Consider the following 25,240-nt stretch of genomic DNA (forward strand, 5'->3'; position numbering starts at 1 on the left):
CGCAGGCGCCGTGCGGCGCTGCGATATGGTGCTTCAAAGCGACTACTGGCTCTCGCCGCGCTCCAAGATTGGAGGAACTCCGACATCGGTATCGATGGAATCCACCTAGAACAAAACTGCGAATATCGAAAGGTGGAGCGTCGAAAGTTGGAGCGTTCTGTTTGGCAGACATCTGCACAAAGCGGAAATCGCGGCCTGCTTCGCCTCACAGTTCATGACCGCTCCACGCTGGCATCTGCACATGCGGCTACGTGTGAGCGAGGATGTTGACCAGCTTTCCGTAGGGGTCTCGGACGAAGAACCTGCGCACGCCCCAAGGCTCGTCGACTGGCCCATGTTCAATGGAAAAGCCTGCATCTCGCATACGCCGGTGCGCCTCGTCCGCGTCGTCCACTTCAATTGACAGGTCCGGCACAGGCGCGCCGGATCCGCCCTCTGTTGCAAAACTGACTTGAATAGTCATTTCAGATTGCGAGCCGTAGGTTCGAATCCACCCGTGGTCCATCAGGAGCTCAAGGCCAAGAACATCGTGATAGAAGGCGCGAGCACGCGTTACATCAGCGACTTCAATATTGGCCACTACACGTTTGACTTTCAAATTGCACTCCTTCTGGTTTATTAGGCCTGGCTGCCAATGACCAGAAGCGGGCGCGCAAGTCAAGACGCGGAACTGTTCTCGTGTGGTTGGCATGCCAGTTGGGATGCGGCTCAGGGGCTTCACAAATATGTCATATAAACGTCACAATACCGGACCGATCCACGCCTCGCAGAGCGTGGCCGTATCTGGAGAGAGAAAAATGACGATGCCTGTTGCCCGCCGTGTCCTGCACGCCCTTGCCACTCTGGCCCTGACCCCACTGGCGTTTGCCGCGGGCGCCGCGCATGGGGCGTGGCCAGAGAAGCCAATCCGGATGGTGGTGGGCTTTCCGCCGGGCGGGCCGGTCGATACGCACGCGCGCATTCTCGCCGAAAAATTGCAGCCCATTCTCGGGCAGTCGGTCGTGCTCGACTACAAGGCCGGCGCCGCCGGCAATATCGGATCGGACAACGTCGCCAAGTCCGCGCCGGATGGCTACACGTTGCTGATTGCCAATACGGGCCAGATGACGATCAATAATGCGATCTATCCCAAGCTGCCCTACAGCATGCCGAAGGACTTTGCCCCCGTGGCGCGTACCGCGCTGATTCCGCTGGTGATGGTCGTCAACAACAACGTGCCCGCAAAGAATCTGAAGGAATTCATCGCCTATGCGAAGGCGAATCCGGGCAAGCTGAATTTTGCATCGGGCGGCAATGGCGGTATCTCGCATCTGATGCCGGAGATGTTCAAGCAGGCATCGGGCACGTTCATCGTTCATATCCCTTACAAAGGTAGCGCGCCGGCACTGACGGACGTGATGGGTGGCCAGGCGGAGATGATGGCCGACTCCATTCCGTTGTTCACCCAGTACATCAAAGGGGGCAAGGTACGCGCGCTGGCGGTAACGTCGGGCAAACGATCGCCGGCGCTGCCCGATGTGCCGACAATGGAAGAAGCCGGCCTGAAGGGATTCGAGGTGGTGGGCTTCTACGGGGTGCTGGCACCGGCCGGCACCCCGAAGGACATTGTCGACAAGCTGTCGGCCGCGCTGCGTACCGTGCTGGCGGACCCAGATACGAAGGCCAAGCTTGAATTCCAGGGGGCCGAACCAGCGTGGCAGTCGCCGGACGCCTTTGCGGCGACGATCGCCAGCGAGCAGAAGCGGTGGGGACAGGCCGTCAAGGCATCGGGCGCGCGAATCGACTGATATGGCAGGTGGTAAAGCGGTGGTCTCGTGCGCGCCCGACCACCGCATTGCCTCAATCATGTGAGGGCCGCGCGTTTAGTGCGTTGCCTTCGCTGGTTGAATCCGCACTCAAAGCAAATCAACGCTCAATCTCCACCCGCATCGACCGCGCATCTGGCAATCCCAACGCTTCCGCCGCAGCATAAGAGAGATCGATAATTCGGCCGTTGACGTATGGTCCGCGATCGTTGATGCGAACGACAACCGATTTTCCGGTAGCCAACGATCTGACGCGCACATGGCTGCCGAGCGGTAATGTTCGATGGGCGGCAGTCAGGGCGCTGCTATCGTAGCGTTCTCCGTTTGCGGTCAGATGCCCCTGGAACGTTGCCGAGTACCATGACGCCTCGCCGGATTGCAGCATCTCGTGCTCGTGCCGAGGGCGACAGGAATCAGCGCCGCACGTGGCATGCCTGGACGGAATCTCTCCGCATGCAGTGAACAAGCCGCAGATTCCCAAGACTCCCAGATAGCGAAGTAATAGCACCATGGACCACCCGTCAGTGATTGAGATGTGGCTCTAACGGTCTCCAGTAGCTTGCGTTGGCGGCGCGGCCGGGTTACGCAATACCTTGAGAATATTCTAGGTGACAGGCCGACACCCCTTAAGGTCGGACCCAACGACAGGCTGGTTTCTGGGCTGTCGGTCAAATGTGGTCCAAAGGGCCCGTATTAGCCCGGAGCTGCTCGGGATTCGGGCTATCGCAGCAGATAGACGCGAACGCCGATCGCTGTTCCCCGCGTGCTCCGCGCCGTCTCCACGCAGCTACGATAGGCGCGCAAAGCGGGTCCCAGATCGTGATTCTGCCCATGCAGGCGCACTAGCGCCATATACGCGGGTTCGTGGAATCGGTCGAGCCGGCAACTGCTGCGCGTGTTTCAACGCCTTGGCGTAATCGTGTCTGTCCTCACTCAACTGGCTGCGCCGCACGAGCGCCGCTGCGCACTGCGGGGCATTCTGGCAGCCATGCGCATGAGACTATCGAACGCGCGATCTGACAGCAGGCGTCGCATGAGAATCATGGGCCGGGCACCGAAGCCGACGGCGTAACGTGTCTTTGGACGAGCGGCATTGACAGCCTTTGCGATAGTCTCTGCAATCAGTTGGGGTGGCGACTGACGATTGCCGTTGGCCTCGTTGATCATCAACTTTGCCATCGCGCTGGCCTGGGGCGCATACGAGCCCGTGCCGGATACCTTCAGCAGGTTTTCCGCTGCAATGCCGGCCCACTCCGTCTTGATCCCGCCCGGCTCAATCACCACCACGTCAATGCCGAAGGGCTCCACTTCCATGCGCAGGCAGTCACTGATCGCCTCCAGCGCGAACTTGGTGCCGTGGTACCAGGCACCCATAGGCGTGTGGATCTTGCCGCCCATCGAGGTGATGTTGACGATGGTGCCAGATCGCTGCGCGCGCATATGTGGCAGCGCCAACTGGATCAAGCGCACGGCACCGAACACGTTGACATCGAACTGGGCGCGCGCTTCGTCCAGCGGCACGTCCTCGATCGCACCATAGGCACCATAGCCGGCGTTATTGACCAACACGTCGAGGCGGCCCGACTTGGCGATGATCTCCTCTATGCCTGCCCGCATCACGGCGTCGTCCGTCACGTCCATCGCTAGCACGTGGACACCGGCGTCGGCCTGGCTGCGCATCCGCTCCACGCGACGCGCGGCCGCGTAGACCGTGTAGCCCTGGGCGAGAAGCTTGAGTGCGGTGGCTTCGCCAATACCGGAAGAAGCGCCCGTCACGAGAGCAACTTTGGAATGCATGGTGACTTTTCCTGATGGGGTTGAGGTGGAAGGCGGCCCGGATTCGGTTCGCCTTCCTTGCCATTGACTGTACGCATCGAGCGGCGTTGGGCCTCTAGCGATCGGCGCCACGATTCAAGCAAAAAGCGCCAAACGCCTCGCGAGTGGCGTCAAGGCATGGTCCCCGTCGTGCTCAGGGCTCGCTGCCAATGCTGGCGAGCATGCTGGAAGACAGAATGACCACCCCCTCGGTTGCAGGCACGGTCTTGACCAGTGACAGCGCGACTGCGCGTGCATGCACTGGCCGATAGGCTCCGGGTAGCAGGGGAGCCAGCAGCTTCGCGATCGGGATGGCAATCTGTTCACCGATGCGCGGCGGTTGCTGCAGTCCATCCCGAGAATCCAGCAGCAGCGACGGTCGCCCGATCACCAGCGTCGTCAGCCCCAACGACCTGAGGGCGTCCTCCAATTCACCCTTGACGCGGCTGTAGAACGTGGAGGACTTCGCGTTTGCGCCAACCGCACTGACCAGACCTGCGCGACTGGCCCCCGCGGCAAACGCGGCCTTGGCTACAGCCAGATTGGCCTCCAGGTCGACAGCGCGGAACGCCGCTTGACTGCCCGCCACCTTGATCGTGGTGCCGAGCGCCAGATACACCTCGTCGGCCTGCGGGAGCGCGGGCAACCGGCTGAAATCCACGATATGGACCTGAAGCCTGGGATGGCGGATGCGCAATGGGCGACGGCTCAGGGCATGCACCTGCGCGACGGTCGGGTCCGCCAGCAGAGCCTGAAGCATCAGGCCTCCCACGAGTCCGGTGGCGCCGGCCAGCAGCACCTTGCGTTGATCGATAGGCGTGGACAAGGTGTGCGTCTCCTCAGTTCAGGTGCATGGCACGACGGGCGCTGTCAGGCGTTTGCCCGGTCCATTCCTGGAATGCGCGATAAAAGGAGTTGGGATCCTCGAAGCCGAGGAGGAAGGCGATCTCGCCGCTGGACATCTTGGTATTCCCCAGATAGTGGCGGGCCAGGCGTTCTCGCGTGGCATTGACCAAGGCGCGAAAGTTCTCGCCCTCGTCTTCAAGGCGACGCTGCAGCGTACGCTTGCTCATGCCCAGACGCTCGGCAGCCTTCTCGATGGTGGCGGCGTTGCTCGGCAGCAGTTCCAACAGGACGGCGCGCACGCGCTCCGCCGTTGCCGCTGTTGCGTCGAGTTCGCTGAGCCGGCGGCGCAGGTCAGGCTCGAACACCCGCCACATGCCTTCGTTCACTGTGAGAAACGGACGCAAGGCATCTTCGGCAGAGAATGTGACGCTTGGACTTTCCCCCGGTGTAACAGGTGCGCCGAAGAACTTCTCGAAACGCCGGACGTAGGCGTTCGGCGGCAGTTGGGGAAGTACCACCCGCAATGCCTTGATGGGCTCGCGGGTCCCGAGGCGGGTCAATCGCAGGAAGAACGCGATCTCGGCCACCTGCAAGGAATACGGTACATCGGCCTGAATCGACAGCCAGCGGGGCGACACTGTTAGCTCGCTCGACGTTCCCACGTCCACCTCCAGGCTCATGGGAGCGACAAGTTGCTTGTATTTGGCAAGGCGCTGTACCGCCTGCATCAGATTGGCGCTGCATAGGGCTGCGAACAGCGGCGGATCGAAAGACTCCGCCGCAATTACTTCGACGATGCGCAATGGAAACATGGTGTCCGCTGCTTCGGTCTCCAGGGCACGCCAGAAACGGAACCACTCGTCGGTGGTCAGGCCTCGCTCGCCGCGGGAAAGCATGTCTTCGGGAAGCCCCGCCCTGCGGAGAATTTGATCCGGTCGTAGGCCGAAGTCCTTTAGCAAGGGCTGCCACCCTATGTCCAGGGAAAAAGTTTGGCTGCGCCTCATGGGGTGCTCATCGACAACTCACGTGGAGTTCGCGCTATTGAATAGGTCGACCCAGTATAGGGCGCCAAGACCCAGTTGGACATGCGAAGCGCGCCAGCATTCCTTCAATGCGCGCCAAGGCTGGCGACGGTCTGGTGGCGCTCAGACGACGTTCGGAGTTGGGGCCAGGGAGGACTGCTTATGGTCGGTCTCAGTCGTCGGCCTCCCGCGCGTGGGCGCGCTGAGCCGCCAACCATTACCTTGACCCCAACGTGCTGTGCGCTGCGGTGAAATCTACCTGTTCAGTTGTCCGGGAGCCACGATCCTCTTGGAAACTCTTCCGGCGTGGCCCTCCCGTTCAATGATCGTTTGCTGCGTATTCGCGATCGAGCCGGTCGTATAGAGGCTTATTGACCAAGCGTTGCCGCTCGCTGAATGGCGCCACCAGCGTCGCATCCTCGTCAAGCCGACCATTCGTGCGCAGCGTGCTGAGCGCCCTCTGCATACCAAGCACTGCACCTTGTAGCGTTGCATTCGCATACAGCACAAGTGCGTAGCCATGGCTGGCTAGCGTTTCGCGCGACTGTACTGGCGTCTTCCCGCCGATCACAATATTGATCAGTTGTGGCGCAGCGATCAGCTTGGGCAAACGCTCGACGTCGGCAAGTGACTCGGTCGCTTCGATGAAGAGAATGTCCGCCCCCGCCTCAATGAAGCGATGGCCGCGCTCGATGGCAGCCTCCATGCCATGCACCGCTGCGGCATCCGTGCGCGCCATGATCAGCAGGTTGGGGTCCTCGCGCGCATCAACGGCAGCGCGGATCTTGCCAAGCATTTCACTCGTCGCGATGACCTCCTTGCCCGAGAAATGTCCGCATTTCTTGGGCATCACCTGATCTTCAATCTGGATCGCATCGGCGCCGCTGCGTTCGAGCGTTCTTACCGTGTGCCGTACGTTGAGCGCATTGCCGAAACCGGTGTCGGCATCGACGATCAATGGTAGCGCGACCGCATCGCGGACCCGCGCGGTGTGTTCGGCAATTTCATGCAGGCCGATGAAACCGAGATCGGGTAGGCCAAGCGACATATTCGTAACGCCGGCTCCCGTCAGGTATAGCGCCTCGAACCCGGTTTCCTCGACGACGCGGGCGCTCATTGCATTGAAGGCGCCAGCCACCAGCAGCCCTCGGCGTTCATTGACCTTGGCGCGGAATGCCGCACGGCGGGCGGCGGATAAGGTAGTCATTTGATGTGTCTCCAGAGTAGGAGACGGTGTTTTCGCACGGATCGTGCCAAGTTCCCGCACCTGCCGTTGTTTCTTTCAAAAACAATGGCTTACGAGATTTCATACCGGAAGCACGCTCATGCGACAATGTTCCACATGTTTCTCGGGGCGTTCCAAAAGCGTTCCACTCAGGAGCCTCCAAGATGTCAACGCTCATTTCACATCCAAACCAGCTCCGCCCGGGCATCGCGCTGGTCAGCATCAGCCGGATGAGTACGCTGTGTGAGACCGTCGCGCCTCGCTACAACGAGCTGGCGCGTTTCTTCTCGATTCGCGCGGGCTACGGGGCTGCCGTGACCGCCCTCCAGGCGTACGTCGATGCAGGCACGGTTGACGTCGTGCTGGCGGCCGGCTCGAACGGCGCGTATCTGCGTGACAATCTCAGTGTGCCCGTGGTGATGGTAAAGGTGAATGGCTTCGACGTGCTGAACGCTATCACGCAGGCCATCACAGCGTGGCCGGGTGAGGCCATCGGTTTGGTGCTGCACGATTCGGTGTCGAGGGAACTGGCCAACCTCAGCGGCTGGCTGAATGTTGCATTGAAACAGCGCGCATACCGTTCGATCGACGAGGTGCGTGCGGCCGTGGATACGCTTGCGGCAGAAGGCTGCACCGTCATCATTGGTCCTGGCATGGCATGCGATCTGGCGCTGCAGGCGGGATTGCAATGCGTATTTCTCTATTCCATTGGCGCTGTGGAGGAAGCGTTCGAGCGCTCCATTGAGTTGGCACGCATGAGTCGCCAGAAGGAATCAAAGCGCGTGCGACTCAACACCATCGTCGCGCATTTGCGCGACGGCGTTGCGGCATTCGACGAGGGTGGGCAGCTTGAGGTGGTGAATCCTGCGATGTTGGATCTGCTCGGCATGGACCGCTCCCGCGATGTGGCGTCACAGCTCCTGGGGGCGGTCGGCCCGCACCTACGCGAAACACTCGATGCCAATTCGCCAAGCAACGAGCGCATCGAACAGATCGGCGGTCGCTCGCTGATTGTCAACTGCGTGCCAATCGTTGAGCATGGCTCACGCTCGGGAGCGGTGGTCACTGTACAGGACACACTAATCGCACAGCGCATTGACCGCTCGTTGCGAACCAATCAGCGGCCGAAGCATCTGGTGGCGCGGCATAACCTGGCTGATCTGATCGGCGGCTCTCCGGAGCTTGAACGCGTGCGGTGGCTAGCGCGAGCCAGCGCCGCGCACGACGCTACCGTGCTGCTCACAGGCGAAAGCGGCACTGGCAAGGAACTGGTTGCTCAAGGTATTCACAATGCCAGCCGTCGGCGTGGCAACCCATTCGTCGCGTTCAATTGTGCGGCACTGCCGGAAGGTTTGATAGAAAGCGAACTGTTTGGCCACGAAGAGGGCGCCTTCACCGGCGCACGGCGTGGTGGAAAGCCGGGCCTCTTCGAGGTCGCGCATACGGGGACCATTTTTCTCGATGAGATCGGTGAGATGCCGGCCGCGTTGCAGAGCCGCCTGCTACGTGTATTGCAGGAACGCGAAGTGATGAAGCTCGGCTCTGGGCGCGCAACGCCAATCGATGTCCGTGTCATCGCCGCGACGCATCGTAATCTGCGCGAGTTGGTCAAGCGCGGCACATTTCGCGCCGACCTGTATTTCCGGCTCAATCTGCTACAGATCGAACTGCCGCCCTTGCGTGAGCGGCGCAGTGATATACCCGGCCTAGCGCAGCATCTGCTCGCACGGAGTGCAGCAAAGTACCACCTGCCAGCCACCGTCACGAAGCACATTCTGGAGTTCCTCTCGCCGCTCTTCGAGCTTTACACATGGCCCGGAAACGTACGGGAGCTTGAAAACCTCGTAGCGCGCGCGGCGATCTATCTGAGCGATGGTTCAGGCAGTGCGCGGGAAGACCTGCGGGCCATGTTTCCCGAGTTTGGAGAGATGCAATCGCTGCCTGTTGCAGCGGACAGGCACAAGGTTACCGATGCGCCGACTGGGACCGTGACTCGGGACGACATCATGCGAGTCCTGCAGAAAAACGGTGGCAATCGCGCCGCTGCGAGTCGTACCTTGGGGATCGGACGAACGACGCTTTGGAGGTTAATGAAGGAGTAAGAAAGAAGCTGCGAATGGCCGCTTCAGGAGCCAGGCAACGCAGTTTTCCGCGTACCAGCGGTCGAGGCTCGTGGCAAGCCGCCACCATTCTCGACTTCAGATTCAACGGTCTTGGGGGGCGCGGCCGTCGCAGAACGACCCTTCACGGCCGTTGGCCGACCCGATGGTCAAGGGCGACCATAACCAATTTCGGACACTCGAGTGGCGCAGCTACCGAACGTCCTACCTGCGCAACGCCCGATAGCTGCGCCAGCACAGCGCACAAAAGTAGATGGCTAGAATCGTCCCGAAGACTGGCCAGAGGTAGAGCCACCATAGCCAGCCGTAGCCCGCTGCAACCTGCTTTAATCTTACGGGTGCTTCGACTATCAACGTGACGTCCTCCCCGGCTAGTGAGGGGCCAACGTCGACAACCGAAATAGTCAATTCTGTAGCCCCGCCTGGCAATACACCTCCAAGCAATGCTCCAGATTTTGGTGCCCATGCTAATCGGTGGTCGGCGCTGTAGTTTTCGCTGGGGATTAGAGGGCGATCCATGACCGTTGCGTTGTAGGCATCTACGGGGAGTGCATCAAATTTGCTATCCAGCCCTGCAGTCGATGTCACGCGAACTGTGATTGGTTCCCCGGGTTGCTTGAACTCCAGATACCCACGTTCCCTGAAGTCTGAGTTGTATTGGGAGCTGCCCAGCTCTGGTCGTTTGTCCTGCCACCCACGTCGATTGAACCTAAGTTCAAGGTGGAGCGGGGCCGGCAAAAGCCGAAACACCCGGAGGCTGACTTTGGTACCGGGCACTAAGGCAACGCTAACGCGGTTCGCGGTGCTGGACACCATGAATGCCGCCATCGCGACGCCAAATAGTACCGTGAGCGTACCTAAGAGTATCCAGTGGGATTTTTGTCGAGCAAGCATTGTGCGGCTCCCCTGTGCTTTTTGATCTAGACGTGGCCCGCAATCGAGGCAACAACACTCACGGCTTGTACATAACCGCCAAAGTTGTAGACCTGCATATTGTCGGTCGTTGCTTCCACGGAAGTGTGCGGTCAACCACAGAAGGGATCGTGCGAATGAGCATGGCTGCTTATGGCGCCGATCCAGACGATGCAGACGGTCCGCCCTAGGTCCGCTCCTGGCCGGCTGCGGAAATCCGTCGCGGGCCGACGATCCGCCGGCCCTTGTGCACCGTGGGATTTCCGTTGTCTCCCCATTGGGGCGCCTAAAGTGATGGGGGAGAATCGCCGAAGCCGAGCCCTGAGCCGCCGTCCCAGTCAAGCGCCAGTTATGGCGCTCATCCATGAGGCCATATGGATACCGGGGAGTACTTCATCTTGGACAGACGCTATGGTCTGGCGCCTCAGAAGAAATGCCCCATCAGTAGGCTGGGGCATTTGCATTTCTCTCAACCAATCCGCGAGTTTAAGCGCTTCTTCGGTCGAAGCCCTGTCGAGGAAGTGCGCGACATGCGCGAGTCGTTCGTGCTCTCGCCGGCGGTTCGTTTCGGCACCTGGTCACTCGCTACGCAGCCATATCCAGAACCACCTTCCCCCGTACATGGCCGCCCATGCTCCTTGCAAGGGCGTGGCTTGCCTCTGGAAGGGAGAAGACCGAATCGATGTGGATGCGCAGATCGCCCGATGCATGGAGCGCGCCCAACGCGGCAAGCTGCGGTCCATCTGAGCGGGTCGCAAAGTGTTTGCCAGTTACCTGCGCTTTATTGCCTCGCCCGGTGTCAGGCTTGCTCACGGTGGAAACCAGAATGCCGCCGCGCTTCAGCACGGACCATGACCGCGCCTGCGTCGTGCCGCCAACGAGGTCGAGCACCAGATCGACATCAGAGACCTGCTTCGCGAAGTCCGTCGCATGGTAGTCGATAACTTCTGCGGCGCCGAGGCTCTGCACGTACTCGCGATTGCCGGGCGAAGCAGTGCCGATGACGTGCGCCCCCGCAAGCTTCGCGAGTTGTACCGCTGCACTGCCTACACCACCGGCTGCCGCGTGAATCAGAACGCTTTGGCCTTTGCGTAGCTCACCATGCTCATGCAACGCTTGCCAGGCGGTCAACGTGGCGGCCGGAGTCGCCGCCGCGTCTGTAAAACTCAGCCGTGCCGGCTTGCGAGCCAGACGCGCCGGGTCCACGACGATGCGGTTTGCGTAGGCCCCCACGATGCCGATGAAGCCCATCACCTCGTCGCCCGGCGCCAGCGTGCTCACGTTGCGTCCGACCGCTAGCACCGTGCCGGCGGCGTCGACGCCTGGGGTGAATGGCAAGGGAAGGGGAATGAACGCTTTCATTGCGCCACTGACGATCTTCCAGTCGATCGGATTGACCGCTGCGGCGGCGACATCGATGAGGACTTCGTCGTCGCCCGGTACGGGGTCGTCCAGCTTTGCCAACGTCATTGCGTCAAGACCGCCGTAGGCGGCAACTCGTATGGCTTTCATCGGGTGCTCCTTGAAGGAATGCCTGCAATGGGGGCGTCGAGCGCCAGTGCGGCCTGAACGGGGTCGAAATACTCGCGCAGATGAGTTATGCGCCCGTCGCGAGCGGTCAGGAAGACGACATACTCCTGGCGGTAGGTGTGTCCGGTTGACGGAATCAACCCTTCGGCACGGACACGTGCCACGGCATGGTGCGGGTCCGCAGTGGGAGTGACTACGGCGTCGAAAAAGCGAAAGTCCTTGACCGCGCCGATGAACCAAGCGGCGTGCTCGATCACCGCTTCGCGCCCCTCGAGCCGCTGTGGATGCCCGAGGCTCGGCGCATAGGGCAGTTCCCACACAACGTCGTCGGCAATTAGCTCTTGCCACTGCTGGTTGTCGTCGACCAGCCACCGGAGGTGAAGCTGCAACAGCTCTGAGGCGATGCTCATGATGGTTTCCCTTGTCTGTGCATTGGTCAGGCGATGGCCTGGCTGGCCGGCGCGCGGCGCGCGTCCAGACCGAATGCCCCGCTGCCGAAGGCTGCTACCTGCAGCAGTCCTCCAGCCATGGCGAAGTTCTTCAGGAAGTGGAACATCTGATTCTGGTCGGCCAGCGCGTGGTGGAAGATCAGCGCCGTCACCACCGCATAGGTCGCCAACAACAAGGCGACGATGCGCGTGCGATAACCAGCAACCAGCAGCACTGCACCTGCCAGTTCAAGGATCAGGGCGCCCAGATAGCCCAGCAGCGGTGCGGGCAATCCCAGGGACGCTATGTAGGACATCGTTGCGCCCGGAGCCATTAGCTTGCCCAGACCGCTGACGAGGAAGAGGGCAGCGATGAGGATTCGGCCGATGGCCGGGATCACCGTTTTCGGAATTGCGAGATTCTTGTTCATGACGAGCATCCTTTAGGAAGGCGGATGAAAGATGGGTTGCGTGGATCAGAAGCTTGCTGGGGTTGTGCCCCGTTGCTGAAGAAGATTAGGCGGGCGAAATCCATGTCGGTAGCCTATATTTCTAGATGTTTCCCATCTACAGAGTAGATAGATGCTCGACGCCGTCTCGCTGGACCAACTCCGCACCTTCATTGCCGCCGTGGACGAAGGCAGCTTCTCCGCGGCGGGTCGCAAACTACGGAGGGCGCAGTCCGTCGTCAGCCACACGCTTGCCAATCTGGAGGGGCAAATCGGTGTGCAACTGTTCGACCGCAGCGGACGCTATCCGCGGCTGACGGAGCAGGGCACGGCACTGCTGGCGCAGGCTCGCCTGGTCGTGAGCGGGATGGACGGTTTCAAGTCGACGGCAAGGGCTATCGCAGAAGGGCTGGAGCCTGAACTTTCGGTGGTGGTGGACGTGATGTACCCGATGGCTTCGCTCACGGACGCGGTCGGCGCGTTCCGGAAGGCGTTTCCTCACACGCCGCTGCGGCTTTATGTCGAGGCACTTGGCGCAGTCCTGCAGCCCGTGCTGGCGCAGCAATGCCGGCTTGGAATCAGCGGCTCGATGCCTTCCGTCCCGGAGGTCATGGATGCGGAAAAGCTACTCGATGTGCCAATGGTGACAGTGACCAGCCCGTCACATCCGTTGGCCACCCGCACGGGAGTTCTACGGCCGCGCGACCTGAAGGCGCATGTGCAACTGGTGCTGACCGACCGGACATCGCTGACCGACGGCATGACCTTCGATGTGTTCTCGCCGCAGACCTGGCACCTGGCCGATCTTGGTGCCAAGCACGCCTTTCTGCGCGCGGGGTTCGGATGGGGGCATATGCCGGTCGAGATGGTTCAGCACGATCTGGATACAGGCTATTTGGTCAGGTTGCAGATCGAGCAGTTCCAACCGCATACGCCGCCTATTTCGATGTTTGCGGTCTACCGAAAGGACACGCCACCAGGGCCCGCAGGGCAATGGTTCCTGCGCAGGCTCAAGGGAGGCGAGGCGGCGTCGCTCCCAGCGCGTTAAAGGCCATGCGTTGATGGAGCGATGGGCCCCTGCTTGCTCGCAACTTCGCCGGTCGTCGGTATGTGTTTGCGAAGCGGATGCCTCCGCTCAAGCGTGCAATGGCGCAAACTGGCTTTGGATTCAACCGGTCAACTGGCCAAGGTTTGGCGACGGGCGCAAACTAGCCATGAGTGACCGATTGCGGCATCATCATTCGATCAGCCCACGGGCGGCCTGCCTGACGTCGGGCGAGGAGAAGCGGAAAACAGCGCGATCCAGCAAGTAATGGATGAAGCCAGTCGCGAAGCCCAGTGCCAGCAGCGCCGGCACGTAAGGCGAGGAGCGCAGCCAGCGCGCCGCCTCACCGAAGATGCGATCGGCGTAGGCGTATTCGTCGGTCACGGCCTCCACTTCCAGCAGCGGTAGCAGCAAGGTTGAGACAACGGCGAGCACGAGCAGCACTGCCCAGCCGCGTCGATTGATGGGCGCCAGCAGTTGCAGCCAGTGCGTGCCAGGCGACTGAGCCCCACCGGAAGCCGCGAGCGAGGTGAGTCCCATTGCCGCGCTCCAATGCTGCACGCTCCACAGTACGATGAACAGGAAGGGGTCGCGCGCGAGGAAGGCGACGAGCACCATAGACGAGACGCTTAGGATGTAGGCCACGCGCGGCAACGATGTACGCTGCGAGCGCAGTTCGACATATAGCATCAGGCCAGTCAGGATTGCGACGAAGGCAATGCCGCCATCGTGCAGTGCGCGTGCGAACACGTCCAACCAGATCCCTCCTGGCAGCGGGTTGATCCAGCGATCCTGGAAAGCTATCGATCCAGCCAAGGCGTCTGCCAATACGACGAAGCCACCGCCCACGACAAGCGCGAACCACCGATCAAGCCGTCGCGTGACCGCGTCGGATGCTCGTCCCGCGCGGGAGCGGTACAGGCTAAGTAGCCCAAAATGCTGCGCGGCGAAATGGTGACTCACCAGCAGGTAGTCCAGGACGGCCAACCACACCACGCGCTCAGTCACCGGTATCGGCAGCACGCTCTCGGGCGTCAGAAGCAGGGTGAAGCAGGCCACGGCGATGGTCAGTGGGGCCACGACGAAGCGTAGCCGCTGCGTCGTGAGCAGGGGGCGGTAGGCCGGGGTTGCGTAGGCCAACCAGGCCGACGAGACGCGGTGGCCGAACCATAGAGGTACCGCAAAGGCAAAGAACAGCCCATCCACCGGGCTGGCGCGCACGTCGTCATGACCCCAAGCCAGCAGAAGGACCAGGGGGGCTAACCACAGTGCATTCAGTACCCAAACGAGATCCCAAGCCGGGTTCTTGATCCAGCGCGTGGTGGGCTTCCTGGCTTCGCGGCTGCCGCGCAACTGGCCGTCGGCCATGGTGGAACTCCTGGAAGTTGCTTGCCTGATGGTGGTTTCAGCATATGTGCATATGGATCGGGAGGAGAAATACTTTCCTGTCTTCGGCGACGCTCGCGGGCCGACTTCGAACTGGCGGTTCCGCAACGTTCTCGTGCTGTAGCGCCAGCTCAGAAGCCAGTTCAGGCTTCGGAACGGCGCCATTTCCTCGAAGATCGAACTGTAGTTCATCGGGCCAACTCGGTCATCGAGTATCGGAAATCCAACGGCTCAAACTGGCCGGTCTCGGCGCTCCGCCTATCCAGGTAAGGGCTTCCTGGTGCAGAAGGCAGCTACCGCAACCCGTCTCTGCGGTTCGGCGTGACCAGATCAGACGGCGGTAGTAGCCAGAAGAGCTGTCGTACCCTTCGTTCTGCTGTGCCGTTGATGCCGGGGTTTCCACCGAGTGTCCCGATGCGTCAAACGGTGGCCCTGGAATGTCAAATGACTAGCCGGATTTCATCACTTCTAGCTCGAACGTTTTCGGAGACAAGCCTGATTTTTGCAGTAGCCTTCACCGGCAGCCGTGCTGCCACTTGAGAACGTCCACAACCTGCGCGACCTCGGTGGCCTGGTCAGCCGCGATGGCAGGCGCGTGCACATGGGCCGATCATTTCGCAGTGGCAACTCGGGCGTAGCGAGCTAATGACGCGACTGCAATCCGGCACGCAGCAGGACATGGACGACTTCATGCAGCAGGTGTATTGCGATTTTCCGACCAAGCATCAATCTGCCTTTGGCAAGTTCATGAAAGAGGCAGAAGCAGGCCGAGCGTTGTTGCACGGGCTAGGATCGGTCCGGCTTCGCCACCATGCTGTTGTTGTCGGCGCTTTCTGTGGCACTGGACACGATCCTGGTCAGCTATCTGGAATCGAATCACCGGAACCAGCGACGCTTCCACGGCCTGTCGGCTCGCCTGGCATTACTGGCAATTTCGCCTAACGTGGCGATGCCGTTGCTGAAAGCGCGGGCAGGTTACCTGCAGGCGTTGCTGCAGACCATTGAACAGGAATGGGGCAGCACAGCCAATTTCTTGAGCGAGACTCTGTCGGTGGACGAGAAGTGTCTGCAAGCAAATAACCTTGAAATAACCATGAGAGGGAAGCGGGCTGAACGGCCTCAGCAGCCGTCACCTGTCGTCAAGAAGGGGCCTTGTGTGATTGGGCGGCTACCCGCGTCGGGTTACCGCAGGGTCGACGGCCGGCATATGGGTCGCCGTCTGGTCGAGCACCATTTCCGGCTCGTCGGCTTCGCTATCCGTCTCGTCATCCAGTCTGCGACGCATTCGTTCCAGATCGAGGTCACCGGTCCACTTCGCCACCACCACCGTGGCCACGCCGTTGCCAATTAGGTTGGTCAGGGCGCGTGCCTCCGACATGAAGCGATCAATACCGAGGATCAAGGCAAGTCCCGCTACCGGAACATGCCCTACCGCCGATAGCGTAGCCGCGAGCACGATGAAACCACTCCCGGTGACCCCAGCGGCCCCCTTGGATGTCAGGAGCAGCACGGCGAGCAGCGTGAGTTGCTGCGTCAGGTTCATGTCGGTGTTCGTTGCCTGGGCGATGAACACAGCCGCCATGGTCAGGTATATGGAGGTACCGTCCAGGTTGAAGGAGTAGCCAGTTGGAATCACCAGTCCGACGACGGACTTTCGGACGCCCAAGTTCTCCAGTTTGGCCATCATCCGTGGCAAGACGGATTCCGAGGAAGATGTGCCCAATACAATCAGCAGTTCCTCCTTGATGTACTTGATGAACTTCCAAATCGAAAATCCATGCAGTCGCGCAATGGTACCCAGCACGACGAAGATGAAAACCAGACAAGTGGCGTAAAAGGTTGCCATCAACTGGCCGAGTTGTAGCAGCGAACTCACTCCGTACTTGCCGATAGTGAAGGCCATGGCGCCGAAAGCGCCAAGTGGCGCGACTTTCATGATGTAGCCGACGATGGTAAAGAGCACATGCGAGAATTTCTCGATGAAGTCGAACACCAGCGTGCCGCGGCCGCCGAACTTGTGCAGCGCGAAGCCGAACATCACCGCAAACAGCAGTACCTGGAGGATTTCACCTTTTGCGAATGCATCCACTACCGTGTTCGGAATCACGTTCATCAGAAAATCCACCGTGCCCTGCATCTTTCCGGGTCCGGTGTAGGCGGCGATCCCTTTCGTGTCGAGGGTGGATGGATCGACGTTCATTCCGGCCCCGGGCTTGACGATGTTGATGATCAACAGGCCGAGCAGCAGTGCAATACTGCTCACGACCTCGAAGTACAGCAGCGCCAACCCGCCGGTCTTGCCGACCTTCTTCATGTCTTCCATGCCAGCAATGCCCACCACTACTGTGCAGAAGATGATTGGCGCGATGATCATCTTGATCAGCTTGATGAACCCGTCACCCAACGGCTTCATGGCCTCTCCGGCAGTTGGATAATAGTGGCCGAGGACCACGCCGCTGATGATGGCAACGATGACCTGGAAGTAGAGGGATCTGTAAAGCGGCTTTCGGTTGTCGACTTTTTCCATCATCGTCTCCATTGCTGGTTCAGACCGCCAGTCGGGTCGGATCAGCCCCGCTGACATAGCAGGAGTGAGGGACTAAGGTGCCGTGCATTTCATCGCTGCCCTCTATCCTCGCCGCCTATGCCATAAGCAGCGCCTCGTACTCCTCACGGAACTGGTGCAGGGAACTCTCCACCACCGTCACGGCGCCGTCGATGAGGCCGCAGCGGCCGCTGCCGGGTAGGATGCGGCACAGATTCTCCAGCGCTGCCAGATCGGCATGCACACCGCGGCCCGTATCGATGCGGTTCAGCAATCGCATCAACTGGAAGCTGCCACCTTTGCACGGTGGGCATTGGCCGCACGATCCTTGCGCGAAGAAGCTCACAAATTCAGCGACCTTGCGGACAATGCTGGTGCCTTCCGATACAACGATCATCGCCCCCGTTCCCAGACGTGAGCGTCTTAGTCGCACCGAATCAAAGTCCAGGGCGACATCGAGGTCACGCTTCGTCAGCAGAGTATTCGAGGGCCCCCCTGTAAAGACGGCCTTGAACTCCTTGCCTTGCAACATGCCGCCACCGTGCTCGAACACCAGGGACTCCAGGCTCGTTCCCATTGGTAGTTCATACAGACCGGGGCGCAATACGTCGCCAGAGAGTGAATAGAGTTTGGTTCCGGTTGCGTTACCGATGCCGAGATCGCGATACCACTGAGCACCGTGGCGAAGAATTCCTGGTATATGCGCTAGCGTTTCGACGTTGTTGACGATGCTTGGCGCGCCATGCACGCCTTGTTGACTGGGAAAGGGCGGCTTGCGCCGCGGGAACGGGAATCCGCCCTCGACGCTTGCGATCACCGCCGTCTCCTCGCCCCCGATGTATAGCCCTGAACTCGGTACAACGCCAAGCGACAGGGGGGCGCCCAGCAGTCGCTCGAGTTCGGCGTACCGGGGGTGCGCCTGCCATTGCCCGACGGCCTGTCGTATGACCGCAATGGCCTGCTGCTGGTGAGGGTTGACGTAAAGGACAATATGGTTGGCACGCGTGGCGGCCGCGGCGATGAGGGCACCCTCGATCACCTGATGTGGCGTGTGCTCCAGCAGGAAGCGGTCCTTGAAGGTCCCCGGCTCATCTTCGTTGCCGTTGCAGATGATGGTTTTGTCGCCGTCAGCCGCGGCGGCAACCGGCGCCCATTTGCGATGGGTCGCAAATCCGGCGCCGCCCATTCCGCGCAGATCGGCCTGCTCGATCTCGCCTATGACTGCGCCTGGATCGCACAAGGCCTTGGCCAGCCCCTCTCCTCCGCCAATTGCGAGCCATGCCTCCAGGTCCGCACCAACGCGGACATCGTCCCTCAGGAGAACCTGATTCAGCTTTTCCATCGCGCGCTCCGTCTACGGCTCACCGGACACCGCCAGCGGCCCGGCCGCGGACGCCAGCGCGCAGGCCTGCATTGACGCGCAGATCGAAATGCGCGTAGCCAGGAAAGAGAATCGGTGCCTTGACGTGCAAAGGTAGCCCAGCCAGCGTCAGTTCCCGCTGCCATGCGTGCACGTGGCCGATCCCTGCGCGGCTGGCCACAGCCGAACGCTTCGCCTCCGCTGCCGACGCGCCCGCGCGCCGACCCATGCTTAGGATGTCGAGCAGCGCATTCCCCATCAGCCGGTTGCGCCCGTGGATGCCTCCCGCTACCTCACCCACGCAGTACAGTCCGGATACGCTGGTGGTCCCATGTCCGTCGATCGCAACGCCGCCGTTCTGGTAGTGAAGGGTTGGGTAGACAAGGAAGGGTTCCTTCGCTGCATCGTGACCGCACTTGTGCGCAAGGTGGCTCAACGTCACAAGGCGCTTGTCCAGGATGCCGGGATGCTCCATTTCGAGCGTCGGCGTGTCGAGCAGCACGCCCACCTGCCCCTCACGGATGATGCCGCGCCCCTGCGCACATTCGCGCAATATCGCCGAGGCCACGATGTCCCGTGCCTTGAGTTCGTCCACAAAGCGCTCACCCTCGCCGTTGATCAGCTTGGCGCCCGCGGAGCGCGCGGCCTCGGAGATGAGTCCGCCTGCAAGGTGGGGAGGGTACGCAATGCCGGTGGGGTGGTACTGGAACGAGTCGAGCTCGCGCAGGCGCGCTCCGATCCGGTAGGCGAGCACGAGGCCGTCGGCGGTGGCACCGAAATGATTGGATGTTGGAAACGAATTCAGGTGCAGGCGCCCGGCTCCGCCGGTAGCAATGATCACGGCAGCAGCGCGCACTAGCACAAAGGTGCGTGATTCGAGGTTGTAGATCACGGCCCCTGCGCAGTTTCCCCGCTCGTCGGACAGCAGCTCGACCGCCGGGCAGCGGTTCCATACCTCGATGCCGGGATCCAGGTCCACCGCTTCCCGCAGCACCCGCATCATCTCCAGCCCGGTGTAGTCCCGGTAGGAAAGAATGCGCGCGGCCGAGGCGCCGCCGGGCTTTTTGCGCAGAAGGTTGCCGCCGATTGGCCGATCCTCTTCCTGGTCAAACATCATGCCGAGCTGGATCAGCCAGCGAATGACATCCGGACCATCCATCACCATTTGCGCTACGAGTGCGGGATCGCCGCAGAAGTGTCCGGCACGCAGCGTGTCCTCGAAGTGCAATTGAGGGCTGTCGTCCTCTCCGATGGCGGCCTGTATCCCGCCTTCGGCCATCACAGTGTTGCTGTCGCCGAGGCGAAGCTTGGTGGCGAGGATGACCCGCGCCCCATGCTTTGCCGCGGTGAGTGCCGCGGCGCACCCGCCACCTCCACCACCAATGACCAACACATCGGTGGCCATGAGTTGGGCACCGGCAATGTCGACGTCGTCGATCAGCGCATTGGCTTGCAGATGCCGCGCGAGATCCGGCTGGCAGGAATCGCCGCGGTTCACGCCGACGGCGAGGGCAACGCGGGCGTCCGGCCCGTGGTCGGGGTGGTAGCCCTTGAGGAGCGCTTCGGCCGAGGTGTTGTCACTGCGCACCGCCGGCGCCGTGCCGGGCCGGTAGCGCTTGCGCGCCTCGTCGTAAGGGATGCCGGCAGGCATGAGGGGTGTCTCGGTCAGTGTGGTGGCTGGGCGCCCGGCGCGTCGAGATCGATTGTCATGTCGCCACGCTCGATCTCCCGCAGCCGTCGCATCAGATTCGCCGGCCGCAGCGTCAGCGACGCAATCATCCGTCGCACGAACAGGCCGAGGTGGTTAGGCTGGATGAGCTCGGGGCAGGCCAGTGTGCAGAGGTTGCACATGACGCATTCGTCGAAGACGTGGCCGGCCTCGGAAAGATTGCCCTCCACGGCGAGGTTGACGCCGCGCTGGACATCGAGTCCCTTCGGGCATGCGCGATCGCACCCGCTGCAGTGACGGCAGTCGGCTGCTTCCGGGAATATGTCAGAAATCGCCTGCAACGCCTGCCAACTATCCTCGATGTCTTCCAGCCGATAGACATGGCGTGCCGGGGAAGTGAAGAAGTCGAGAAAGGCAACCTGCATCCCGTCCTCGATCAAGGTCTCGCAGGCGAGTGCGGTGATCACTTCCTGCTTGCCGGCCCGCCGGACCAGGACGCGGCAGGATCCGCATACCCCCTGGCCCATGCAGCCAACGCCCTCCACCAACGTTTCCCCTGCATGCAGGAAGGCCTGCAGGATGGAGCAGTTTGGCGGCGCTTCGACCTGTTTTCCTTCGATGCTCAGACTTATCATCTTCTCGCACTCTGGTGGCCGGCGGCGTTAGCGCCACACTGGCGCATTTGCCGAAAAGATCATATAAAACATAGCACATGGAAAGTCATTGCAAGGGGGAGGCAATGGGCGCTTTCCGAAGGGCGGTCGCGCCTGCAGCCAAGGCGCTTCTCAGCTAGGACGACCGGCACGGTCCGCCCGACCATTCGGCGTCTCCGCCGGGAGATTCCAGGGTGGCATTGCTTTGTTCCTCCTTTCGAAATGTTTCACTTCCGCTCGCACGGATTCTGCAGGCGGGCTTGCCCAAGCAGGGCAAGTGCGCTGCACCGCCGGGAGGAACGGTTCGTGTCGGCAGACGCAGAGACATTGGCTGTCTTCATTTCGCCGTGTCCTTTTCGAGGAGGTTCGGAGATGTTCGCCAAGATCGTCGCGACATATCGCTACTTCATGTCCGTGGTGCCTTTTCGGCTGACGCCGGCCATCATCACCACGGTTGTGCTTGTCACGCTGCTGCTCACACCGACGCCGGCTGGTTTGAAGGACAACGCTTGGGATCTGGTCGCCATCTTTCTGACCACGATCGTCGCCATCATTCTCAAGGTGATGCCGATCGGTGTGATGGCGATGATGGCGATCGTGATCGTGTCACTGGCGCAAGTGACCTCGAACTCGTCCAAGGGCGCCATTGCCGATGCGCTGAGCAGTTTTGATAGTCCGCTGATCTGGCTGATCGTTGTGGCCATCCTGATTTCGCGCGGCCTGAAGAAGACGGGGTTGGGCAGTCGCATCGGCCTGATGTTCATCGCGCTATTGGGCAAGCGGACGGTCGGCATTGGCTACGGGCTGGCGATCTGCGAGCTGGTACTGGCGCCATTCACGCCGAGCAACACCGCGCGCGGCGGCGGCATTGTGCACCCGATCATGCGGTCGATTGCCGGCGCCTTCGATTCCGATCCGGCTAACGGGACTCAGGGAAAGGTTGGTACCTATCTGGCACTAGTCAACTACCACGCCAACCCGATCACTTCGGCCATGTTCGTGACCGCCACCGCGCCGAACCCCCTGGTCGTCGACTACGTGGCCAAGGCCAGTGGCCAGTCGCTTCACCTGAGCTGGACCACCTGGGCGCTGTGCATGCTGCTGCCAGGCCTCGTCTGCCTGCTTCTGATGCCGCTTGTCATTCGCGTGCTCTGTCCGCCCGAACTGAAGGCGACCCCCAATGCGATCGAATACGCCAAGGGTGAGCTTGCTCGCATGGGCCCCCTGGGTGGCAAAGAGCGCGTCATGATTGGTGTCTTCGCCATGATGCTGGTTCTGTGGGCCAACGTGCCGGCAATGATCTGGGGGCCGACGTTCACGCTCGACCCGACGGTGGTCGCCTTTCTCGGCCTGTTCGCGTTGATCATTACCGGCACGATCGACTGGGACGATGTGTTATCGGAGAAGAGCGCCTGGGACACCCTGATCTGGTTCGGCGCTCTGGTAATGCTCGCGGAACAGCTCAACAAGCTTGGCGTAATCGCATGGTTCTCGGCCGATATGCGCGATGCCATTGCCGCCAGTGGAATGGGTTGGCTCTCGATTGCCGCCATATTGGTGCTGGCGTTCGTGTTTTCCCATTACCTCTTCGCAAGTACCACTGCCCATATCAGCGCGATGATGCTGGCCTTTCTGACAGTGGGCGCGCAGTTGATTCCGCAGCCTTATATCGCACCTTTCATGCTGATGATGACCGCCGGCTCGGCGATCATGATGACGCTGACCCACTATGCCACCGGCACATCGCCGATCATATTTGGCAGCGGGTATGTGACGATGGGGCAATGGTGGCGGGTCGGCGCGGTGATGTGTGTCTTTGAACTTGTCATCTTCGCCGTAGTAGGAGGTATCTGGTGGAAGATTCTGGGGTTCTGGTAGTCCGGGGCCACGGCTACTCAAAGGGGCTTTTGTCGACCGGGACTCGACGGTGTTTGATCGGCTGATTAGCACCGCCTATACGCAGCACAATCTCTTTATCCCGAACTGTCCGGAAGGCATCCAAGGCTGGCGCGGCTGGTCTTTCCGCCGACTTCCGATACGAGGTTGGTATGGTGGTCGCTGAAGGCGACCACGTAATGGCCCACGGTCGCTATGCTGGCCGGGCGCCAAAGCCGATACTGGCTGTTGACATATTTCGTATTGCGGACGGAAAAGGTTGTCGAGCACTGGGATGTCATGCAAGAGGAGATACCCGCTCGGAGTACAGTCAGCGGCAACGAGATGTTTTCGAATCCGCAGTCGCAGGACAAGCAGATCAATCGATGAGTTTCTGAGGCGCGCTGCGAGCAATCCTACAGCCTTGAGCAGGGCTCCGACGCAGCTGCTGCGGAGGGGCAGGAATGCTTGAGTAGGATTCCACCGTGATCGACTGATGTGGAGTCGGTTGCCGTCGTTGGTCAATGGCAACCCGGTTGTCTGTTCTTGGCCGGTCTCGGCCCTTCGGCTATATAGGGCAAGGGCGTCCCGGCGCAGAAGGTAGCTACCGAGCCTTCTGGGAAATTCGACTGCGTAGCATGCAAGGTGCTGGAGATCAGAAGCTCCGCCGAGACATGCCCAGTTCGACGGCAATGATGTGAGATGAGTCGTTGAGGCGTTCGACGACGATGGTCATGACGGCTCCGCCCGCGCTGCCCGGTATGCCGATTAGCCCGATCGCGGCGGGTGCCATGCTTCGGCTCGGGGTGGATGGCGGAATCGTCCAGAAGCTTGACTGACGGGTGTAGACGCCAATGTTTGCGATTCCGAATCTCACGATTGCATGGCCATCGAATTTGCCGTGCCGGCGATGAGGAATCCCGCCGGCCGCGACGAGTGTCAGTGCGGCTTGCTTGAAACGATTTCCGCTTCGGTCCGACCCAGAACTCATGAGCAGCATGCCGGCCAGTCCGATGACGGGAGGAGTAGCGGGGCAGGTTCTTCCGACAAGCGAACGGGTACTGATGGCGGCTAGCTGGCATGGACGCTACTGGGCCGCCGCCGGCCCTGCGGTTAGGTGCTGGAACTCCAGATGAGCAGATGGCCCTATCGGGCTCGCAATGGGTCGGCCGAGGTCGTGTGAAGCAGTCTCAATCACACGGAGAAAATCCGGTAAAGCTGGTGGTCGTGCGCATGGAGGAAAACCACACCGTACGCCGCCTATCCTGACCGAGTGCAAGTGGGCGTCTGCCTTGGGAGGGCGCGGCGTCAGTCGGTCTTCGGTTTCCGTACGGCGAAGTCGGTGACAAATGCTACTGCCATGGCCACTGCGCCGCACAGGAAGATCAGGCTGTAGTTCTCATGCGATTGCGCGAACAGATACGCATAGCCGTAACCCCCCAGCGCCTGACACAGCGCGAACGCTATGGTGGCGCGGCTCCATGCGGCGCGCTGGGCCGTGGCGTCGTGGGGCAACATCTCCTGCACTCGGCCCAAGACAAGCGGGACAATGCCCGGGGTGAACGTGCCTAGGACGATGGTCGACAGCCACAGGGCTACCGTGTGGTGGGAGACGGCCAGCAACCCCACGGCCAGGCCTTGCAGCAACATCGCAAGCCGATAGGCGTTCCTGAACCCGAGCTTGCCACCTATGGCGCCCGCAAGCAGCGGTCCTGCGATAGCTGCGACGCCATAGAGTACCCAGTACCCGGCGCCGGCCGATGCACCCTGGCCAAGACCGCGCGCGACGTAGTCGACCAACAGCATCATGGCTGGCACCAATCCCAGCGCGTTGGCAGCGTACTGGAAGTACAGCACGCGCAATGCTGGATTGCTGGAACCCTGTGCATGGTCGACGGGGCGGTGACCTGCCGCAGTTGGTGCCGGCATGCCGGTAGGCACATCGGCGGTGGGCCAACCCTTCCAGCTAATAGCAGTCAGAAGCAATGACACGGCACCAAGTCCGAGCCACGTCTGTCCCAGCCCAAGCTTGAGCAACTCTGGTACCAGCGTGCCCGATGCTGCAATACCGAGTCCAAGCCCCAGGAAGATCATCCCGCTAACGAATGCACGCCGGCCCGGCGGAATATGCGGCAGGATCGCAGTAGCCACGAGCACCATGATGGCGCCGCCCGTCAAGCCAGAAAGAAAACGCCAGAGGAAGAACCAGCTTACCGACACGGGTACTGCGCACGCAAAGAATGCCGCGGTGGCCAGCACCATCAGCAGACGTAAAGCATGGCGGTTCGACAGCCGGGTCGCCAGCGGGCGGCCGATCACAGCGCCAGCGAGATATCCGGCGAAGTTAGCGGCGCCGAGTGCCACCGTGTCTGCGGCGCTGAACCAGTGGGCCTGGATCAACGAGGGAATCAACGGCGTATAGGCAAAGCGGGCAAGACCTATGGCGACAAGGCTTGCGCAGAGTCCGGCCAGCGCCGCGTGGAGCGCACGCGCATCGAGCGCACGATCCGTGGTGTCTGGCACTGGCGTGGTGACTGTGTTCTGTGACATGGGGG

Annotated in this window: 21 protein-coding genes and 1 pseudogene; 6 read left to right on the forward strand and 16 right to left on the reverse strand. The window is 61.2% G+C overall.

Going from position 1 to position 25,240, the window contains the following annotated elements; genetic code table 11:
* Positions 1–247: 247 nt before the first annotated feature.
* Positions 248–598: a VOC family protein gene (locus tag RMET_RS22105; protein WP_029310132.1), complete on the reverse strand. Its 351-nt coding sequence runs from the start codon at positions 596–598 to the stop codon at positions 248–250.
* Positions 599–797: 199 nt separating this feature from the next.
* Here RMET_RS22105 and RMET_RS22110 point away from each other — a divergent pair, with 199 nt between their 5' ends.
* A complete protein-coding gene (locus tag RMET_RS22110) occupies positions 798–1,787 on the forward strand; it encodes a Bug family tripartite tricarboxylate transporter substrate binding protein (protein WP_029310133.1) in 990 nt (329 codons plus the stop codon).
* A 118-nt stretch (positions 1,788–1,905) separates the two neighbouring features.
* Here the strand turns inward: RMET_RS22110 and RMET_RS32695 are convergent, their stop codons facing one another.
* The 5 genes from RMET_RS32695 to RMET_RS22135 all read right to left on the reverse strand — a co-directional run bounded on the left by RMET_RS32695 (position 1,906) and on the right by RMET_RS22135 (position 6,695).
* Positions 1,906–2,190, reverse strand: a complete 285-nt coding sequence (locus RMET_RS32695) for a septal ring lytic transglycosylase RlpA family protein (RefSeq protein WP_011518778.1) — start codon at positions 2,188–2,190, stop codon at positions 1,906–1,908.
* Between the two features lie 548 nt (positions 2,191–2,738).
* On the reverse strand, positions 2,739–3,602 hold the full coding sequence (locus RMET_RS22120) for an oxidoreductase (protein WP_011518779.1): 864 nt from the start codon (positions 3,600–3,602) through the stop codon (positions 2,739–2,741).
* A 172-nt stretch (positions 3,603–3,774) separates the two neighbouring features.
* Entirely contained in the window at positions 3,775–4,446 is a 672-nt protein-coding gene (locus RMET_RS22125) for an NAD(P)H-binding protein (RefSeq protein ID WP_011518780.1), read from the reverse strand.
* Positions 4,447–4,459: 13 nt separating this feature from the next.
* Positions 4,460–5,470 (reverse strand): AraC family transcriptional regulator, encoded by a 1,011-nt coding sequence (locus RMET_RS22130; protein ID WP_011518781.1) that lies wholly within the window; start codon positions 5,468–5,470, stop codon positions 4,460–4,462.
* A gap of 337 nt (positions 5,471–5,807) precedes the next feature.
* Positions 5,808–6,695 (reverse strand): isocitrate lyase/PEP mutase family protein, encoded by an 888-nt coding sequence (locus RMET_RS22135; protein ID WP_011518782.1) that lies wholly within the window; start codon positions 6,693–6,695, stop codon positions 5,808–5,810.
* A gap of 182 nt (positions 6,696–6,877) precedes the next feature.
* Between RMET_RS22135 and prpR the strand changes: the two genes are divergently transcribed.
* Positions 6,878–8,815 (forward strand): propionate catabolism operon regulatory protein PrpR, encoded by a 1,938-nt coding sequence (prpR, locus tag RMET_RS22140; RefSeq protein ID WP_011518783.1) that lies wholly within the window; start codon positions 6,878–6,880, stop codon positions 8,813–8,815.
* A 1,515-nt stretch (positions 8,816–10,330) separates the two neighbouring features.
* On the opposite strand, the gene RMET_RS22145 is transcribed toward prpR, so the two are convergent.
* The 3 genes from RMET_RS22145 to RMET_RS22155 are packed head-to-tail and all read right to left on the reverse strand — an operon-like array spanning position 10,331 to position 12,134.
* On the reverse strand, positions 10,331–11,257 hold the full coding sequence (locus tag RMET_RS22145; protein WP_011518785.1) for an NADP-dependent oxidoreductase: 927 nt from the start codon (positions 11,255–11,257) through the stop codon (positions 10,331–10,333).
* Positions 11,254–11,685 (reverse strand): nuclear transport factor 2 family protein, encoded by a 432-nt coding sequence (locus RMET_RS22150; protein ID WP_011518786.1) that lies wholly within the window; start codon positions 11,683–11,685, stop codon positions 11,254–11,256. The genes RMET_RS22145 and RMET_RS22150 overlap by 4 nt, the downstream gene beginning before the upstream one ends.
* Positions 11,686–11,711: 26 nt before the next feature.
* Complete coding sequence (locus tag RMET_RS22155; RefSeq protein WP_011518787.1) at positions 11,712–12,134, reverse strand: DoxX family protein; 423 nt, start codon at positions 12,132–12,134, stop codon at positions 11,712–11,714.
* A gap of 151 nt (positions 12,135–12,285) precedes the next feature.
* Between RMET_RS22155 and RMET_RS22160 the strand changes: the two genes are divergently transcribed.
* Positions 12,286–13,200: a LysR family transcriptional regulator gene (locus RMET_RS22160; RefSeq protein ID WP_011518788.1), complete on the forward strand. Its 915-nt coding sequence runs from the start codon at positions 12,286–12,288 to the stop codon at positions 13,198–13,200.
* A gap of 189 nt (positions 13,201–13,389) precedes the next feature.
* Here the strand turns inward: RMET_RS22160 and RMET_RS22165 are convergent, their stop codons facing one another.
* Positions 13,390–14,565 carry a hypothetical protein gene (locus tag RMET_RS22165; protein WP_011518789.1) on the reverse strand — a complete coding sequence of 392 codons (1,176 nt, stop codon included), beginning with the start codon at positions 14,563–14,565 and terminating at the stop codon, positions 13,390–13,392.
* A gap of 544 nt (positions 14,566–15,109) precedes the next feature.
* Here RMET_RS22165 and RMET_RS34230 point away from each other — a divergent pair.
* Entirely contained in the window at positions 15,110–15,229 is a 120-nt protein-coding gene (locus RMET_RS34230; RefSeq protein WP_231138563.1) for a tyrosine-protein phosphatase, read from the forward strand.
* Positions 15,230–15,394: 165 nt separating this feature from the next.
* Positions 15,395–15,592 (forward strand): annotated as a pseudogene (locus RMET_RS34235) (tyrosine-protein phosphatase); the annotation flags it as partial.
* 159 nt (positions 15,593–15,751) lie between these two features.
* On the opposite strand, the gene RMET_RS22180 reads toward RMET_RS34235, so the two are convergent.
* From RMET_RS22180 to RMET_RS22195, 4 genes are all read right to left on the reverse strand, one after another.
* Positions 15,752–17,110, reverse strand: coding sequence for a dicarboxylate/amino acid:cation symporter (locus RMET_RS22180; protein ID WP_011518792.1), 1,359 nt, complete (start codon positions 17,108–17,110; stop codon positions 15,752–15,754).
* 115 nt (positions 17,111–17,225) lie between these two features.
* Positions 17,226–18,470, reverse strand: a complete 1,245-nt coding sequence (locus RMET_RS22185) for a complex I 51 kDa subunit family protein (RefSeq protein ID WP_011518793.1) — start codon at positions 18,468–18,470, stop codon at positions 17,226–17,228.
* A gap of 19 nt (positions 18,471–18,489) precedes the next feature.
* Positions 18,490–20,139 (reverse strand): FAD-binding protein, encoded by a 1,650-nt coding sequence (locus RMET_RS22190; RefSeq protein WP_011518794.1) that lies wholly within the window; start codon positions 20,137–20,139, stop codon positions 18,490–18,492.
* A gap of 14 nt (positions 20,140–20,153) precedes the next feature.
* The gene (locus RMET_RS22195; RefSeq protein WP_011518795.1) at positions 20,154–20,792 is read right to left on the reverse strand and encodes a 4Fe-4S dicluster domain-containing protein; all 639 of its coding nucleotides are present in this window, start codon (positions 20,790–20,792) and stop codon (positions 20,154–20,156) included.
* A gap of 390 nt (positions 20,793–21,182) precedes the next feature.
* On the opposite strand from RMET_RS22195, the gene RMET_RS22200 reads away from it, so the two are divergent.
* Positions 21,183–22,688, forward strand: coding sequence for a DASS family sodium-coupled anion symporter (locus RMET_RS22200; protein WP_011515879.1), 1,506 nt, complete (start codon positions 21,183–21,185; stop codon positions 22,686–22,688).
* A 652-nt stretch (positions 22,689–23,340) separates the two neighbouring features.
* On the opposite strand, the gene RMET_RS33685 is transcribed toward RMET_RS22200, so the two are convergent.
* Together RMET_RS33685 and RMET_RS22210 are read right to left on the reverse strand one after the other, a co-directional pair.
* Positions 23,341–23,685, reverse strand: a complete 345-nt coding sequence (locus RMET_RS33685; protein WP_152560272.1) for a hypothetical protein — start codon at positions 23,683–23,685, stop codon at positions 23,341–23,343.
* A 308-nt stretch (positions 23,686–23,993) separates the two neighbouring features.
* On the reverse strand, positions 23,994–25,235 hold the full coding sequence (locus RMET_RS22210; protein ID WP_011518797.1) for a YbfB/YjiJ family MFS transporter: 1,242 nt from the start codon (positions 25,233–25,235) through the stop codon (positions 23,994–23,996).
* Positions 25,236–25,240 lie beyond the last annotated feature (5 nt).

Source organism: Cupriavidus metallidurans CH34 (genome assembly GCF_000196015.1).
GTDB classification, from domain to species: domain Bacteria; phylum Pseudomonadota; class Gammaproteobacteria; order Burkholderiales; family Burkholderiaceae; genus Cupriavidus; species Cupriavidus metallidurans.

Coding starts and splice junctions, on each gene's coding strand:
- RMET_RS22110 (WP_029310133.1), top strand. CDS start 798: ATGACGATGCCTGTTGCCCGCCGTGTCCTGCACGCCCTTGCCACTCTG.
- RMET_RS32695 (WP_011518778.1), bottom strand. CDS start 2,190: ATGCTGCAATCCGGCGAGGCGTCATGGTACTCGGCAACGTTCCAGGGG.
- RMET_RS22120 (WP_011518779.1), bottom strand. CDS start 3,602: ATGCATTCCAAAGTTGCTCTCGTGACGGGCGCTTCTTCCGGTATTGGC.
- RMET_RS22130 (WP_011518781.1), bottom strand. CDS start 5,470: ATGAGGCGCAGCCAAACTTTTTCCCTGGACATAGGGTGGCAGCCCTTG.
- RMET_RS22135 (WP_011518782.1), bottom strand. CDS start 6,695: ATGACTACCTTATCCGCCGCCCGCCGTGCGGCATTCCGCGCCAAGGTC.
- prpR (WP_011518783.1), top strand. CDS start 6,878: ATGTCAACGCTCATTTCACATCCAAACCAGCTCCGCCCGGGCATCGCG.
- RMET_RS22145 (WP_011518785.1), bottom strand. CDS start 11,257: ATGAAAGCCATACGAGTTGCCGCCTACGGCGGTCTTGACGCAATGACG.
- RMET_RS22150 (WP_011518786.1), bottom strand. CDS start 11,685: ATGAGCATCGCCTCAGAGCTGTTGCAGCTTCACCTCCGGTGGCTGGTC.
- RMET_RS22155 (WP_011518787.1), bottom strand. CDS start 12,134: ATGAACAAGAATCTCGCAATTCCGAAAACGGTGATCCCGGCCATCGGC.
- RMET_RS22160 (WP_011518788.1), top strand. CDS start 12,286: ATGCTCGACGCCGTCTCGCTGGACCAACTCCGCACCTTCATTGCCGCC.
- RMET_RS22165 (WP_011518789.1), bottom strand. CDS start 14,565: ATGGCCGACGGCCAGTTGCGCGGCAGCCGCGAAGCCAGGAAGCCCACC.
- RMET_RS22180 (WP_011518792.1), bottom strand. CDS start 17,110: ATGGAAAAAGTCGACAACCGAAAGCCGCTTTACAGATCCCTCTACTTC.
- RMET_RS22185 (WP_011518793.1), bottom strand. CDS start 18,470: ATGGAAAAGCTGAATCAGGTTCTCCTGAGGGACGATGTCCGCGTTGGT.
- RMET_RS22190 (WP_011518794.1), bottom strand. CDS start 20,139: ATGCCTGCCGGCATCCCTTACGACGAGGCGCGCAAGCGCTACCGGCCC.
- RMET_RS22195 (WP_011518795.1), bottom strand. CDS start 20,792: ATGATAAGTCTGAGCATCGAAGGAAAACAGGTCGAAGCGCCGCCAAAC.
- RMET_RS22200 (WP_011515879.1), top strand. CDS start 21,183: ATGTTCGCCAAGATCGTCGCGACATATCGCTACTTCATGTCCGTGGTG.
- RMET_RS33685 (WP_152560272.1), bottom strand. CDS start 23,685: ATGCTGCTCATGAGTTCTGGGTCGGACCGAAGCGGAAATCGTTTCAAG.
- RMET_RS22210 (WP_011518797.1), bottom strand. CDS start 25,235: ATGTCACAGAACACAGTCACCACGCCAGTGCCAGACACCACGGATCGT.